This window comes from Alcanivorax sp. (genome assembly GCF_017794965.1).
Lineage (GTDB): Bacteria > Pseudomonadota > Gammaproteobacteria > Pseudomonadales > Alcanivoracaceae > Alcanivorax.
Map to the genome: position 1 here is coordinate 421,459 of NZ_CP051240.1, position 14,385 is coordinate 435,843.

General features: G+C 54.9%; 14 protein-coding genes. 3 read left to right on the forward strand and 11 right to left on the reverse strand.

Features of this window, described 5'->3' with window-relative positions; translation table 11 throughout:
- Positions 1–255: 255 nt before the first annotated feature.
- Both HF945_RS01905 and HF945_RS01910 read right to left on the reverse strand, forming a co-directional pair.
- Positions 256–1,068, reverse strand: coding sequence for a DUF6694 family lipoprotein (locus HF945_RS01905; protein ID WP_290524102.1), 813 nt, complete (start codon positions 1,066–1,068; stop codon positions 256–258).
- Positions 1,069–1,097: 29 nt separating this feature from the next.
- A complete protein-coding gene (locus HF945_RS01910) occupies positions 1,098–2,195 on the reverse strand; it encodes a hypothetical protein (protein ID WP_290524103.1) in 1,098 nt (365 codons plus the stop codon).
- A gap of 195 nt (positions 2,196–2,390) precedes the next feature.
- On the opposite strand from HF945_RS01910, the gene HF945_RS01915 reads away from it, so the two are divergent.
- Positions 2,391–2,624, forward strand: coding sequence for a helix-turn-helix transcriptional regulator (locus HF945_RS01915; RefSeq protein WP_290524104.1), 234 nt, complete (start codon positions 2,391–2,393; stop codon positions 2,622–2,624).
- Positions 2,625–2,645: 21 nt separating this feature from the next.
- Here the strand turns inward: HF945_RS01915 and HF945_RS01920 are convergent, their stop codons facing one another.
- The 9 genes from HF945_RS01920 to HF945_RS01960 form a co-directional block, all read right to left on the reverse strand.
- The gene (locus tag HF945_RS01920) at positions 2,646–3,548 is read right to left on the reverse strand and encodes a hydrolase or metal-binding protein (RefSeq protein ID WP_290524105.1); all 903 of its coding nucleotides are present in this window, start codon (positions 3,546–3,548) and stop codon (positions 2,646–2,648) included.
- Between the two features lie 74 nt (positions 3,549–3,622).
- On the reverse strand, positions 3,623–4,630 hold the full coding sequence (locus HF945_RS01925) for a lambda-exonuclease family protein (protein WP_290524106.1): 1,008 nt from the start codon (positions 4,628–4,630) through the stop codon (positions 3,623–3,625).
- 90 nt (positions 4,631–4,720) lie between these two features.
- Positions 4,721–5,146: a hypothetical protein gene (locus tag HF945_RS01930; protein WP_290524107.1), complete on the reverse strand. Its 426-nt coding sequence runs from the start codon at positions 5,144–5,146 to the stop codon at positions 4,721–4,723.
- Between the two features lie 61 nt (positions 5,147–5,207).
- Entirely contained in the window at positions 5,208–6,176 is a 969-nt protein-coding gene (locus HF945_RS01935; RefSeq protein ID WP_290524108.1) for a DUF932 domain-containing protein, read from the reverse strand.
- A 41-nt stretch (positions 6,177–6,217) separates the two neighbouring features.
- Positions 6,218–6,712, reverse strand: a complete 495-nt coding sequence (radC, locus tag HF945_RS01940) for a DNA repair protein RadC (protein WP_035233489.1) — start codon at positions 6,710–6,712, stop codon at positions 6,218–6,220.
- A gap of 73 nt (positions 6,713–6,785) precedes the next feature.
- Positions 6,786–7,118, reverse strand: a complete 333-nt coding sequence (locus HF945_RS01945) for a hypothetical protein (RefSeq protein WP_035233488.1) — start codon at positions 7,116–7,118, stop codon at positions 6,786–6,788.
- Positions 7,119–7,528: 410 nt separating this feature from the next.
- Positions 7,529–10,564: an efflux RND transporter permease subunit gene (locus HF945_RS01950; protein WP_290524109.1), complete on the reverse strand. Its 3,036-nt coding sequence runs from the start codon at positions 10,562–10,564 to the stop codon at positions 7,529–7,531.
- An 11-nt stretch (positions 10,565–10,575) separates the two neighbouring features.
- Complete coding sequence (locus HF945_RS01955) at positions 10,576–11,700, reverse strand: efflux RND transporter periplasmic adaptor subunit (RefSeq protein ID WP_290524110.1); 1,125 nt, start codon at positions 11,698–11,700, stop codon at positions 10,576–10,578.
- Positions 11,697–12,242, reverse strand: a complete 546-nt coding sequence (locus tag HF945_RS01960) for a TetR/AcrR family transcriptional regulator (RefSeq protein ID WP_290524111.1) — start codon at positions 12,240–12,242, stop codon at positions 11,697–11,699. Before HF945_RS01960 ends, HF945_RS01955 begins: the two co-directional genes overlap by 4 nt.
- Before the next feature lie 255 nt (positions 12,243–12,497).
- On the opposite strand from HF945_RS01960, the gene HF945_RS01965 reads away from it, so the two are divergent.
- Positions 12,498–13,367 (forward strand): metal-dependent hydrolase, encoded by an 870-nt coding sequence (locus HF945_RS01965; RefSeq protein ID WP_153501857.1) that lies wholly within the window; start codon positions 12,498–12,500, stop codon positions 13,365–13,367.
- Positions 13,367–14,383, forward strand: a complete 1,017-nt coding sequence (locus HF945_RS01970; protein WP_290524112.1) for a BtrH N-terminal domain-containing protein — start codon at positions 13,367–13,369, stop codon at positions 14,381–14,383. Before HF945_RS01965 ends, HF945_RS01970 begins: the two co-directional genes overlap by 1 nt.
- Positions 14,384–14,385 lie beyond the last annotated feature (2 nt).

The following is a 14,385-nucleotide window of genomic DNA, read 5'->3' on the forward strand; positions in this document are numbered from 1 at the left end:
TTTCCTGATAGGAATGACTTGTTTAAAAGGAGCTAGGTGAGAAAAGCACAAAGTGAAACCTGCAAATACTGTGCTGTCCGTATTAGAACATAGACGGTGTAGATGATTTTATAAGGTTGGATATAAAAATGCGTCGTCAATTTTAAATGGCTGCACCAGTACGCCAAGCCCGAATGAACCCGACGTATTGGTGATTAGCTATTGTCTTATACCTTCAATGACGACTCCATATTTTGCCACTCTGAGTCTCACGAGCTAGATAACCGGCTCACCCAGATCCTCCTGAATATCCTTGAACTCCTCCGGGTAAGCCTCTTGCAATGAGGAATACTGGAGATAGTCCGCATCCTGCATGACGCTGAGCACGCGACGACCATCTGAAGTCGTCACATCGTAGATGTAGCCTTGCACAGACAGGTTCTTGTTCAGGAAGGCCTCTTGGATCTGTTGGTCCCCGAAGGACGTTGCATAGATGTAACCAGGCTGAAGAGGATCAGTGCTGAGGTCGGCGGTTTTAGTGCCGGCGAAGAGCTCCTCCCCTGTGCTGCGTTGGGTAATGCTGACGTTCAGAACGAATTGCTCAATGGTGAAGTTGGCATTGTTGTTCACCATCACCTTGACAGCTACGACGCCCATATAGTCGCCTCCCATCGGTTCGAGAGTGACAGGCAGCTCATTCATAGACTGCATGATGTTCGCCCGGCTATCCAGGAAAAGCTTGTGCAGCTCGGTGAGCGTTTTTAGATCCTTGTCCCGTTGTAGGGTCTCGAGATACTCCTCATGTTCTGCCACGCGATCGATCACCTGGCCATAGGACAGCCCGTGGAGCGACTCGATATCGTTTTGGGCGATGTCGATGCCTGGGTCATTCGGATCAATTGGCAGCTCATAGGGGGCGGTATAGAGCTGGTACTGTCGAACGAACTGCTCTTTGTCTTCGCCATCCAGGGTTTTGAGGATGCCGTTGTAGGAGGCCCGGATCAGATTGTCCGTCGAGGCGTCGAATTTCTCACCACAACCGGTTAACAAGGCGGTGAGGGCAATGAAGATTAGAAGGTGTCCTTTCATGATCATTTCCTTTGGGTGGTTGGGGCTCGCTATTGGCAGCCAAGCCCGGTTTCGGTTCGTTGGGTGATGTATTCAAAGAGAGCGCTGCTGTCGGAGTAGGCATCTCCTATGGCCTGCTTGAGACGGGCTTCCAGGTAGGGCGCGCGCTGGTGAGTGTCATCCTGGGGTTTGCGCAGCCCGAGTCCTCCCCCGATCAGCACGAAGGTGTTGTCATCGGCTACAGACCACTGGAAGAATTCATAGGCGGATGCCACGTTGAAGGTATTCAGGATCTCGTTGATCTTGGCCAGGTTCGCCTTGGCGGTTTCATCCGCATCGGCTTCCTTCGCCTCTAGGCCCTCTAGCAGTGTCGTGAGCCGTGCTGCTTCCTCCTCTGAAGCTCGAATGGAGCCTTCGAGGTTGGCGTTGTGGGCGCGGATACGGCTGTTCATTTCGTCTTCTTGGTAGCGGTAAGATTTCTCCAGTGAGGCGATAACCGCCGGTTTCACTTCGTCGAAGTCCTTGCGGGCGTAGTAGTTCTGCTGCTTGGCTGTTGAGGAGCTATCGCCACGGTTCTCGGCGATGGTTTCAATGTCTGAGGTGTACGAGCGCACATCGCCGCTCCACACGGGGAAATACAGCTTCTCGATCAAGGGCACCATTTGGTCGATGTTCTTGGCGCGAACCACATCCAAGGTAGTTTTGATCTTGGCCATCTTGGGTTCGTGCTCGGCGCGAGCCTTCTTCTCGTAGCTATCGTCACCCAGCGAGGCTTTCAGCTTTACGATTTTCTCCAGTTCCTTTTCTCTCTGAGCGATGTAGCGCCCCTTGTGTGAGTCTAGGAATGTAGTGCTCAAGGCGGCCTCGCACTGGTCGGCCTGCTTGGCGAGCTTTTCCGTGTAGTAGGCATGAATACCCTTGATCTCGCAGCGGTACTCCACCAGATCCCGTCCTCTGTCATCCTGGATGAGATCCCAAGATGTGGTTTCGCAAAGGGCGCGGTTATCGAAGGTTTCCCCGATCTTGAACTCGGGATAAGCGTCAAAGCGTCCTTCTTTGACGGTTTCAATGTCGTTGCCTTGCAGGCAGCCAGACAAGGAGGAGGCCATAAAAAGGCCAAAGAGTATGCGTTGGCAGTCGTTGCCCATGGTGTTCTCCTTCGTTCTTATGGTTTTGTGTTGAGGCCCCGCAGCTCGCCTTTGATTAGCTCGCAAAGGGCAAAGTCGGGCAGAGGGATTCAAAATGTATCCTATAGAGCGCGCTGTGCGCCTTATAGGGTGTTAAATGACATATGTCAACGATCCAGACTTCTTGCTTAATCAAGAACTGGTGAGCAGGCATTCATGGAGTTACCGGTAGCCTTTGGCAAAGCAGTAAAGATCCGGCGAATTGAACTGAGCATTAGCCAAGAGGACTTGGCTAACAGGGCAAAGCTATCTCGATCCTTTCTATCAGGTGTTGAGTTGGGAAATCGGCAAGCATCAGTTTCAACCGTGGGCCGTCTGGCTGAAGCGCTGCAGTGTCAACCGTCGGACCTTTGGTTAAAGGCAGAGGCTATGTTGAAGGGAGAAGAATAGCGCCTCCCTTTATGCTCCAAATTAACCCTCTCCTTGCGCAGGTGTGGCGGATTGCTTTTGGGCTAATCTCAGGCTGAGTCCTTGGGTAGATTGCGGCGCAGTATTGGAGGCTTTGGGTCGATTCTCCTGTCCGAACTCCTCCACTACCTGCAGCCCCTCATCTTCCGCATATTCGAATTGCGCATTCATCAGCCCCGCCTGAGCAACCTTATCCAGCTCGGCTTGGCTGATTCCCAGAGTCTCACGCCCCTTTGATTCTTCCCGGGCATGGGTGACAGCCTCCTTCATGTCTTGATCCGCTCTCAGGGTCAGATCCACGTAGTAGATCGGTGCCCGATGGCTCTGGGTGGTGCTCTTGCCCCGTAGCTTGAGCTCCAGCGGTAGCGTGGCCAGGTTGTCGCCACTGATGGCATGGAAGTAACGCAGGCGAGCGGCGAGGGTGCGGATGCTGTTGTAGCCAGTAGTCCGGAACACAAAGCAGCCCAGTTCATCATCGTCACCGATCTGGACGTACAGTCGACCATAGGGCTTACACAGCCCGTGGCTGCCGTAGTCGCACAGATCCGGTGACGGGCAGGGGAGCGATTCCAGTCCATTCTCGGTATGCCGCCGGCATGTCTCCCCGTTGCCTGCACACAGCGGCCTGCCACTCTTGCGGTCAAAGAAGGTGTATTCCGCCCGTAGATTCAGGTCCGGATCGTTGAACGGCAAGGTGACGGGAATGCTGCGGAGTTTGTTGCCCTTGGTGTCCTGGCGCAGGGCCTCATCCAGCGGGTGGGGCAGCCAGCCTTCCTTGGTCTGGATCTGGGTGGTGAGGGTGAACTGGTCGTCTTTCTCGGGCAGACGCTTGCCGTTCTTCTCCACCATGCGACCGATGCTGATGCGACCGATCACGGGTGGGGTAATCGCGAGTCCTTTAATCATGGGATTCTCCTGATGGCAACTGACATAGACGCAGCCGGGCATGGCCCGGCTGTTTTGCCGTGAGTCGTAGAGGGTTAGGCATTGGGGCGAACCAGGAAGCGACGACTCCCGGCCTTGTGCTTGGGGTACTGCTTGAGCAGATCAGGTTGATCCTGCAGCAGAGCTTTCGTATCCAGGCTGGTGGAGTCCTTGCTGCGCTTCCAGGTCACAGAGCCCTCTGTGAAGGTGGCCTTGCTGGCCAGCCCCATGGTCTGCTGGATGCGTTGCTTGAGGGTGGATTCCCGCTCGTTTAACCGGCCCAGGGTGTCACGCAGATCCAGCAGCTCATTGAAGTCGCCTTCCATGGCTGGGTTGTCCGTGAGATCCACGGTTTCCCCTTTGTCCTGGGGGTAGAGCGCTTGCAGGGCGTTCCCGGCAGAGTCGGAGCCATCGGGGTCCGGTGGCGTATCCGCTTCCACCAGCTGCCAGAACTCCCGCTCCAGCTCGTACAGGTGAGTGATCAACGCCTCATCACGTTCGATCCGGTGAATCTGCAACTCCTGCCCGCAGATCAACACGGCCACATCGGCTGCCTGTTTGCCGGTGACCGCCAGCTGGTGCTGCACCTGGCACTGGATGTACTCGGGAACCCCATCGGCCCAGAGCTTGGCGCCGTACTGGCCGGTGGTCTTGCACTCGAGGATCTGTACGTCATCGTTACCCGCCACGGCGTAATCCAGATTGGCGAGCATCCAGGGCTTGTCCTCATCCGGGTGCTGCAGCACGGCATTCACACGCCGGACCTTGTTGCCGGTGATCTTGGCGTAAGCCTCGGCCACCTTGGGCTCCAGCAGGGTGCCCCAGTACAAGGGTGACTGGATGTCATCCGGATCGGGAGCCGGGAGCAGACCATCGCGCCCGGTCTTGATCATCCACAGCTCCAGCGGTGACTGGTACGGGCTGATGCCCACAGCGGCAGCCGCATCACTGGCGCCAATGCCTTGCTTGCGGACCTTCAGCCAGTCTTCGCGGCTCATGCGTTTGGTGGACACCAGGCGCAGGGCAGGGCGCTGGGTGGGAATCGTGCTTTTCGGTTGTGCCATGAGTGTTCTCCTGACAAAGAAAAGCCCCGGCACAATGGCCGGGGCTAGACGTAAGGGAAGGGATGGAGAGTGAGTGATGCCTAAATGGCATCATGCGGCGCGACCTGACGACGAGGATGGCTCATCGCCTATCTCGAAGAAGTCATTCACCAACGCTTCGATATAGTGCTCAGCCTGCTTGTCGCTGGGGAGATGGCCGGTAGTGAGCAGTTGCTCACCCAGCCATTCGCCCAGCTCGCTGACCACTTCATACTCGAAGATGCCGGGGCGTCCACGGGGTTCGAACCAGACGTGGGAGACGGTCTGCCACAGTGGGTCCAGGTATTCACAGGAGGCGATGATCAGCTCGATGCAGCCACTGTCCCAGGTCTCCAGGATGCGGCGACTGCGTCCCGGATCGCCGGGATGACACATCAGGCCTTCATGCAGGAACGCGCCCCACACCGCTGCCAATTCAGCAGGCATAGGGCGGCAGTCCCATACCGCCAACAGGCGGTAGAGCCATTTCAGATTCATGGTGTTCTCCAGGTTTTCTTTGAAGCGGGAATAGAGATAGGGGAGAAAGATCAGACCGGTATCAGGCGACCAGTAGGGAGGTTTGTTCCAGAGCGCGTTGCTTGATCTGGGCACCCTTGCCGAACCAGGCTGAGTCCAGCCGGTTGTCGGTGCTGCGGGCTCGCCGCTCATGGTCCACGAACTCGGTGACCGCATTGAGCAGGCCGTAGGCTGTGTTCTTTGCGGATGTCAGATCCGATCCGCGTCCTGCGCCGTCATAGAGTGACATGGCTTTCTTCATGGCCTGTTCGTTGGCCTTCACCGGCATGCCCGGTGGCTGATAGGCGGTATCGGTGAAGATGGTCTGTATGACCTTCTCGGCCGTCTTGCGGGTGATGCGGCGCTCGCTGAGGGCCTTCAGGCGATACATGAAGTCATCCCAGGCAGAGACAGAAATACCCAGCTGTTTCTTCACCGATTGCGGGTCGAAGGTGGTGTTGTGGCGCACTTTCACCGCGTGGGTGTTGCCATTCAGTGCGACGGCGAGAGTGTTGTTACACACCACCCGGATACTGGTGAACTGCGCTGTGGTGGCCAGGGTACCGTCACAGGCGGTAGCTAGCAGCACATAGCCGTTGGTTTGGTCATTGCCTGCCAACGTGCCGGACTGCCCGGTACGCGCCAGAGCCCACAGCTTGCGGCCCCCTTTCAGGACGCCCGCGGTCTCCAGCTCGAAGCCGGATTGCTCGGTAAGATCCCGGTAGAACTCCAGCACCTCACGGGGCTGAACCACCTTAAAGCGGTTGCTCACTACCGACAGGGGCTCTTGATTGTCAGAACGGAACAGCACCTTCTGATCCGGGAACGATGAGATCTGGCCGAGCGCGCCGGCTTCGCTGCTGATAAAGCGCACCGGGGTCTCACGGATCTCCCAATCCATGCCCGCTTCGCGCATCCAGACTTCCAGCGGCTGTTGGCTGGCCAGCTGGTTGCCCAGCCCGTGCCAGGGGGTACGGCCTACATAGGCCATGTTTTCGACAAGATGTGCCATGGTGAATCTCCTGTTAAAGAGGGAATGCCCAAAGGGCAGGGCTAGAGCCAGCCGCGCTCGGCGAGGCTCACGTAGCTGGAACGGGACACCACAAAGTGGTCCAACACCCGCACATCGATCAGTGCGAGGGCGTCCTTGAGGCGTTTGGTGATTTGCCGGTCGGCAGTGGAGGGCTCACTGCAACCGGAAGGGTGGTTATGGGCGAAGATGATGGCTGCGGCATTGCAGTCCAGAGCGCGTTGCACTACCACGCGGGGGTAAACAGCGGAGCTATCAATGGTGCCGTTGAACAAGGTCTCGAAACTGAGCACCTTGTGCTTGTTGTTGAGGAAGATGGCCGAGAAGACTTCGTTTTTCTCCTGTGCCAGAGCCAGTTGCAGGAACTGGGCGACATCGGTAGGCGCGGTCAGGGCCTCCCGGTCGGTAAGCTCATCCAGCAGGATGGTGGCCGCCGTACTGACGATCTCCTCGGGTTTAACGCAGCCCTGTACGTGGTACAGGCCCTGCTCGTTCTTTACGAAAGTGGGAATATCCATTCAGGCCTCCAAAGGGGCATAAAGAAGCCCGCACAAGGCGGGCTTCGGAGTGGTGGGCAAAGGGAAGAGGGGGTTACTCAGAATCGAGGCGGAAGCTGTGTCCGCAGTCCAGGCATTCCAGGTTGTCGAGATAGGTCTCGTCGAGCTTGGCTCCCAGCGCGGCACCGGCTTCACCTCCGGCAACGCCACCAGCTAGACCGCCGAGCACGGCACCTGCGATACCGCCGATGGCGGACCCGGCAGGGCCAAACGCCAAGCCGACAGTAGCGCCAACCCGAGCACCACTGGTCGCCATGGCAAACCCACTGGCAGCGCCGGCAGCCGTGCCAACAGTCCCGCCAACCTTGCGGCCATTTTGCAGGGCGACGATTCGGATGGAGCGGCAGGACGGACATTGAATGATCATGAAACCTCCATGAGATGGGGTCAGGAAGGACATTCCTTCCCGGCTTCATGGAGGTGATATGTGTTTGAAAATAATTAGATTAGAGCTGTTTATGTGAAAGCCAAGGAGATAGAGGCGCTTTGATAGGTTGTCAGAGTTTTATGTCTCTTTGTGCTGCCTGTAGTCCGTAGACTTTTGTAAATCACATGTGTTGAATTGCGATCGTGAAAGACGAGAATATGAATAGCAAAATTCGCTATTCAGTTGGGGGTAATGTTCGCCCAAATGGAAGTGCGCTCTATGTCGCAAGAGAAGTTGTGATAAATGTTGTTTGGATAGATGCATGCACTATCGGCTGGATCATATAATCCAAGAAGAGTGCGAGGGCTCATGCTAAGCTATGTTAGTCTGCGGAGTTTTCAAGAGCCCGCCTAGAACCGCACGCGGAAGAAAAGTGAATAAAGCACAGGTATTGCCACCATGGTAAGCAGAGTGGCGAAGGCAAGCCCCCCCATGATAGTAATCGCCATGCTCGAAAAGAAGGCGTCCCACATCAGAGGTATCATGCCGAGAATGGTGGTGAAGGCCGCGAGGATCACGGGGCGCAGGCGGCTGACGCTGCCATCGACTAGTGCATCTCTCATTAGCTTACCGTCCTTGACCTGTGCGTCGACTTCGTCAATTAACACGATGGCATTTTTCATCAGCATTCCGGAAAGGCTGAGGAAGCCGAGCATTGCCATGAAAGTGAATGGCTGACCAGTTAGTAACAGGCCGATGCTCACGCCACAGATCGACATTGGTACGATCAGCCAGATTATCAGCGGCTGACGGACCTTTCCGAACAATAATACTGAAATTACCAGCATCACAAGGATCCCCAGCGGTACCTGTTTCGCCAGGGACGCTTGCGCTTCGCTGGCTTTCTCATATTCGCCGCCCCATTCCAGAGCATAACCTTTTGGCAGCGGTAGCGTTTCCACCGCGTTATGTAATTGTCGCAATGCTTGGTCGGCAGTCAGGTCGCCAATCGGTTCGGCCTGAACTTTGAGCGCGCGTATACGGTTGCGCCGATGAATAAGGGATTCTTCGGTGGCAATTTCTAGTCCGCTTAGCACCTGGCTAACAGGAACGTAGGTCTGTTCGGCGCTGCTCCACATAACACGGTTGCCGAGTTTGCTGACGCTGCCACGTTCCTCGCTGGGAGGACGTACCACAATTGGTATTTGCGAGTCATATTCGCGGTAGGTGCCGGCTTGGATACCGGTAGTGGCAAATAGTGATGACGTTTTCACTTCTGCACGGCCAACGCCGGCGATACGTGCTCGTTCTTCATCGAAATGCGGTACCACGACAACCTCCCGCGTACGCCAATCGATTCTGATATCTTGCACAACATTACTCTCTTGGAAAATTTGTTGTGCTTGCTCACCAAGTTGACGAAGCACAGCAGGATCGTTGCCCTTAAAGCGTGCCTCAATCTTGGCCCCGCCACCAGGGCCGAACATCATCGTTTGTGGGTACACCTCGAGGGACGGATATTGGTTTGCTAGAACTACTCTTAATTCATCAATCAGGCCGTTAATCAACTGACGATTAGTTACGCGCACGATCAGCTGACCATAGGATGGATTTGGTAGCTCCGGTTCATAAGTCAGCATGAAGCGGCTGGCGCCCTGGCCAACAAAGGTGGTGACTGCTTCTACTTCATCGTGAGCGAGAATCAGACTTTCTATTTCGCTTATCTGCCGCGCGGTTTCTTGTATATCGGCACCCTGACGTAGCCACACATTAAGGTAGAACATTGGCATGTTCGATGGCGGGAAGAAAGCATGTCGAACAAAACCGAAGCCGACTATCGAAATTACGGTAATCATAACTAGTGCGGTAACGGTGATGCCTCGGTTTTTTAGTGCAAGCAGAAGGATCATGCGGTACTTGCCGTAGCTTGCATGCGCGTAGGGATCTTCGCCTTCTTCATACTGGTGGCCATCAAACAAATAGTGGCCCATAAGTGGCGTAACAGTGATCGCCAGCAGCCAACTTAACAACAGTGAAATGGAAATAACTGCGAACAGCGAGAACAGGAATTCGCCGGTCACGTCTTGCGACAGGCCGATCCCGGAAAATGCCATGATGCCGATAACAGTGGCGCCAAGCAGCGGGATTTGGGTGCGACGACAGGCTTCGCTTGCGGCATTCTCGGCACTTTTGCCGCGCTGGATACCGATTAGCATACCTTCGGCAATGACGATGGCATTATCAACTAGCATCCCCATGGCGATAATCAAGGCGCCGAGAGAAATGCGCTCCATTTCGATGGCAAAAATTGCCATAAAAAACACTGTGCCAAGCACGGTAAGTAAAAGGGTGCTGCCGACGGCAACTCCGACGCGCCAGCCCATGGCCAGACAAAGGACACAGATTACAATAGCCACTGACAATGCAAGACTGGCAAGGAAGTCATCAATCGCTTTGTCAACCACAAGGTGCTGCTGGTAAATCGGCTTAATATGCACACCTAACGGAATATGGTAGCGAATTTTATCAAGGTGCTCGTTGACCGCGTGCCCTACCTCGACAATGTTGGCATTTTGCAGGCCGGCGATAGCGAGGGTGAACGCCCTTTCGCCATCATAATTGATAAGTTCCCTGGGGATATCGTCGGTAGCGCGGTATACGGACGCCACATCGCTCAGGCTGAATTGCTCCGTGGAACCGGGTCGACCGATGCGTAACGCCTCAATGGCTGCGACTGAATCAAAACCGGGTTCGCCGCTAATGCGAATGCGGCGTCCATCGATTTTAAAAGAACCGCCGGATTGCATGCGGTTTTCCGATTGTAGAGCGTTGAGCACTACTTCCAGCGGAATGCCGAGGCTGACCAGGCTTTCTTGGGAGATATCCACATAAATGACTTCTGACGGCTCGCCTGCGGTGGTGACTTTCGACACATTTGGCACATTCAATAACTCGCGGCGTAGGAAGCGCGAGAGCTCGCGTACCTCGGAATCAGTTAGGTCTGGTGCGACGACCGCAAAGAAAATTCCGAACACATCGCCATAGTCATCATGGACAGTGGAATTTAAAGCCCCAATTGGCAGGAAGCTTTGTGCGTCACCGACCTTGCGTCGCAGTTCATCCCAAACTTGCGGCATTGTGTCGCCGTCATACTGGTTCTTTATCTCGACCTTGATAATAGACTCACCGGGTCGAGATCGCGAGGTCAGTCGTTTCAGCTGTGGTAATTGCTGGATGGCGGATTCCAGCGGCTCGGTGATTTCCTTTTCTACTTCTACTGCGGTGGCGCCAGGGTAGGGCGTGACCACCAGTGCCATCTTGATGGTGAAGGCAGGGTCTTCGAGGCGGCCAATATTGTTCATTCCCCACAAGCCGCCGAGCAGGCATGCAAGTATAATCAGCCAGGTGTTGACAGGGCGCTTGATGGAGGTGCGTGCGATATCCATGAGGCGCCCTCTCAGAATCCGTTGAATGGGGTTACGTGCATGTTATCGTGCAATAGCCGCACGCCAGCACTAACAACCTGTTCGTTACCTGAGAGACCGGCGACCAGAGCGTGGCCCTGCTTGGTGAAGCCATGTACCTTGACCGTCTGTGCAGTCACCACAGATTTTTTCGGTTGGTAAACCCACACACGGAAATTGCCTTCGGCATCGCTGTCAAGTGCGGACTGAGGAATGTCAATCATGGCATCCGGGCGGTTGCTGGCTTCACTTACACGCACCGTAACGGTCATACCCGGTAAAATTGTCTTTTCGTGCTGGGGCGCCAAGCTGAAGGTGACGCGATAGGATTGTGCTACGGAATTCGGCTCGGTTTCATGTTCGTGATATTTGAGCGGCAACGGATGCTCCGAGTCGTTACCGAAAATTGCGTCGGCCATCAGTCGTTCCGGTGATTCAAGAGTCGCCATCAAGTTTTCCGGGACGTTGATGTGCACACGGAATTCCTCCACGTTTTGCACTCGCACGATTTTTGCGCCAGCGTGTACGTTGGTGAACGGATCGACCAGTCGTCGTGTTACCAGTGCATCGAACGGTGCGAGGATGCGTGTGTAGGCAAGGTTTCTTTGTGCTGTAACAAGAGCAACTTTGCGCAGTTTGTGTGCGGTTTCGGCCTGATCGAATTTTGCTTGCGGCAGTGTGCCGCGTTCGAACAAGGTACGGGTTCTCTCAAGATCGCGCGAGGCCTGTTCGAGTTGCAGTTCAGCTTCGCGCACCGCGAGTTGGTAATCAGATGAATCAAGCGCGGCGATTAGTGTCCCCTTAGCAACAAACTTGCCCTGATGGACCGGCATATCGATGATGCGGCCACTCACCTGAAAAGACAGGTCTACTGTGTTGACTGCCTCGACGCGACCGACGAAGTGGCGAGCTGCTTGAAAGTTTTTATTACTGCTGACTTGGTAGAGTCGGACCGTACGGGGCTCCATTGCAGCTTTATCATTGCCGCCGCAGGCTGACAGCAACAGGGTAGCGTAGACAAAGATAGCAAGAGTAATGCAGCCATTGCGTAGCGGTATTGGTGACACGCTTTTGGCGTGTGCATGCATGCCGGAAAAGGATGCTGGATTTTGTCTCATTTGAGCAGATCCTTGGCCAGTCGTTGCAGTTGTTGGTAAACCAGCCTGCGTTGGTCGCTGGGTACCGGTGAGATATCAAGTAATTCCTGGAACAGCAGGCCGTCGGCGGCTGCCCACAGCAACCATGCCGTGGGAGATTCCCGTTCTTCTTCGAGGATATGTTTGCGGGTTTGCTGAATGTATTGACGCAGCGGGTCGAGCAGGGCCGGCTGCTCAGCGGCGGAGGTCAGTATGGCCATGGTGACCCTGGGGTCGAGCACATCAGGATCCATCCGTGCTGCAAGCATGGCGCGCAGGACGCTCCAGGGCTGGCCCGACAACGTTTGCTCATGCGTCTCGCGAACTGTTCTGGTGCGGGCGATTAGGCGTTCGAGCATTGCCTGGAGTAGAGCTTCTTTAGTGGCAAAGTGGTAGAGAAGTCCGCCTTTGCTGAAGCCGCTTTCACGGGCAACTTTGTCAAGGGTAATGCGCCCGGATCCGTGCTCTACGGCTATGCGCTGAGCAGCATCCAAGATCATGTCACGAGTAGAGGCGGTGTTCATGGCGGTTCCTAGTACGAACTACATGGTCTACTTAATGTACCAACTAGACGGTAAAGTAGCCAGTTATTTGATCTTGGTGTGGATGGCTGTGTTGTAAGGGGTTGGATGATCGCCCGGGTTCGTTCATATGCTGTTGGTGGTTTGAATTATTCCTCTGGCATTGACATTTGGTTGTATGACCAAATAAGATATTCGAAAGTGCCGCTTTTTTTGCGGCTTGACCATCCTGAAGAGCCCTGTCTATTTGGAGGAGCCATGAAATCTATCCCTATTCAGCCGCGCAAAGTCGCCTTTGATGTCTCATCAGTGCCACGGCACTGGAATGGCGGTGACCCCGTGCTGACCCGCTTTTTTGATGCTCTCTCAGTGCATTTCCCGGAGGGAGAGCGCTTCTTTATCCAATCAGTGCGTAACTTCAAGGATCAGGTGACAGATGATCAGCTGAGTGAGGATATTCGCCACTTTATTCGGCAAGAAGGTCAGCATGGGATTGTCCATGATCGCTTTAACGATGTTATGGCAAGCCAGGGTGTAGACGTGGATAAGGTAACGGCGAATCTAAGGACGTTTATTCGCACCACACAAAAGTACCTGCCGAAGAAGTATCAGCTCGCCATGACGGCGGCGTTTGAGCACTTTACGGCAACCTTGGGCGAAACCATGGTCAGCGAGAAGAGCGAGATGTTTAGCGAGGCTGACCCCGTCATGAGAGCGCTATTTCTGTGGCACGGGGTCGAAGAAGTAGAGCACAAGGCCGTGGCCTATGATCTTTATCAGGGCGCAGCAGGTGGAGGCTACTTGACGCGCGCGTCTGCGTTGGTGGTTGCGACCCTGATGGTTCACCTTGTCGTGGCTCCAGTATTTTGGAATATGCTCAAGCTTGATGGCGTAACGCGCCAGCCTGGTGTGATTCTGCGGGGCCTGAACAAGCTTTATGGGCGAAAAGGTATTCTCACAGGCATGCTGCCTGATTTCCTCGCTTGGTTCCGCCCTGGGTTCCACCCTTGGGATACCGGTATGCCAGAGAAGGTTGCCGCGTGGTTGGCGGAGTATGAGACTCATGGAGATCCGATGCGGGCGTCGGAAACCATTTACGGTCCGGCTCCAGTGAGTGAGGCAGCCTGATGCATGGAGGCAAGCAGGATATCCCCAGTACCGTCGATGTTCCTCATACACATCGGCCTGGGCGTCACTGTGGCAGTTCAGCTATCAGAGACCTGCTGGAGTTTCATGGGCTTAATTTGACGGAAGCTTTCTGCTTCGGGCTGGGTGCCGGGCTTGGTATTACTTATGTAGAAATACCAGGCACGGACACCCCGTTTATTGTCCATGTCCGTTCAATGGGATTTGAGGAAACGGTGTTCTCTACACTGGGCGTGCCGTTTCGCTGGGAAACTTGGCAAGATAAATGTGCTGCCGCCGATGCGCTGGATGCCCATCTTGATGCGGGGCGGCCTGCGCTTCTCTTAACTGATATTTTTTACCTTCCTTATTTCAAGAGCAGTACACATTTCCCCGGTCACGCCATCGTCGCCTGGCAGCGAGCCGAGAAGGGCGAGACGATGCTTGTTAGCGATACCGAGCGCCCAGGGCTTTTAGAGGTGCCTCGTGACAAGCTGGTTGAAGCCAGATTCTCCTTGTCGCCACCCTTTATCCATCATGGTTCATTGTTCGCACCCGAAAGTGTTTCGGTTCAGGTGTCTGCCGAGAACGTGCGCAGTGCGATTGTGAGGAATGCAGATAATCTCCTGCAAGGAAGCAGGAATCACGGTATTCAAGCGCTAACAACTTGGATCCAGGAACTTCCTCGCTGGAAGGCAGTGGATAAATGGCAATGGTTGCTCCGTTTTGCCTATCAAGTGATCGAGAAGCGTGGAACGGGGGGCGGCGGTTTTAGAGTGATGTATTCAGAATTTCTCGATGAGGCGAGTGAAATTGTTCCTGAAATACATGAGGCAGGCTTGGTCGAGTTGATGCGCACGAGTGCTGCGGCATGGTCCGCTCTGGCCGACTGCCTGCGAAAGGGATCCGAAAGTGAAACATTCCCTGAAGAAGCAATAACGGACGCCATTGAATCTGTACGTGCTGCAGAAACCCGATATGCGGATGCCGCTTTAACATTGTTATATAAAAGTTCCTAACT

Excerpts from the sequence above, each read along its gene's own strand:
- HF945_RS01905 (WP_290524102.1), bottom strand. The coding sequence starts at position 1,068 with ATGAAAGGACACCTTCTAATCTTCATTGCCCTCACCGCCTTGTTAACC.
- HF945_RS01910 (WP_290524103.1), bottom strand. The coding sequence starts at position 2,195 with ATGGGCAACGACTGCCAACGCATACTCTTTGGCCTTTTTATGGCCTCC.
- HF945_RS01915 (WP_290524104.1), top strand. The coding sequence starts at position 2,391 with ATGGAGTTACCGGTAGCCTTTGGCAAAGCAGTAAAGATCCGGCGAATT.
- HF945_RS01920 (WP_290524105.1), bottom strand. The coding sequence starts at position 3,548 with ATGATTAAAGGACTCGCGATTACCCCACCCGTGATCGGTCGCATCAGC.
- HF945_RS01925 (WP_290524106.1), bottom strand. The coding sequence starts at position 4,630 with ATGGCACAACCGAAAAGCACGATTCCCACCCAGCGCCCTGCCCTGCGC.
- HF945_RS01930 (WP_290524107.1), bottom strand. The coding sequence starts at position 5,146 with ATGAATCTGAAATGGCTCTACCGCCTGTTGGCGGTATGGGACTGCCGC.
- HF945_RS01935 (WP_290524108.1), bottom strand. The coding sequence starts at position 6,176 with ATGGCACATCTTGTCGAAAACATGGCCTATGTAGGCCGTACCCCCTGG.
- radC (WP_035233489.1), bottom strand. The coding sequence starts at position 6,712 with ATGGATATTCCCACTTTCGTAAAGAACGAGCAGGGCCTGTACCACGTA.
- HF945_RS01945 (WP_035233488.1), bottom strand. The coding sequence starts at position 7,118 with ATGATCATTCAATGTCCGTCCTGCCGCTCCATCCGAATCGTCGCCCTG.
- HF945_RS01950 (WP_290524109.1), bottom strand. The coding sequence starts at position 10,564 with ATGGATATCGCACGCACCTCCATCAAGCGCCCTGTCAACACCTGGCTG.
- HF945_RS01955 (WP_290524110.1), bottom strand. The coding sequence starts at position 11,700 with ATGAGACAAAATCCAGCATCCTTTTCCGGCATGCATGCACACGCCAAA.
- HF945_RS01960 (WP_290524111.1), bottom strand. The coding sequence starts at position 12,242 with ATGAACACCGCCTCTACTCGTGACATGATCTTGGATGCTGCTCAGCGC.
- HF945_RS01965 (WP_153501857.1), top strand. The coding sequence starts at position 12,498 with ATGAAATCTATCCCTATTCAGCCGCGCAAAGTCGCCTTTGATGTCTCA.
- HF945_RS01970 (WP_290524112.1), top strand. The coding sequence starts at position 13,367 with ATGCATGGAGGCAAGCAGGATATCCCCAGTACCGTCGATGTTCCTCAT.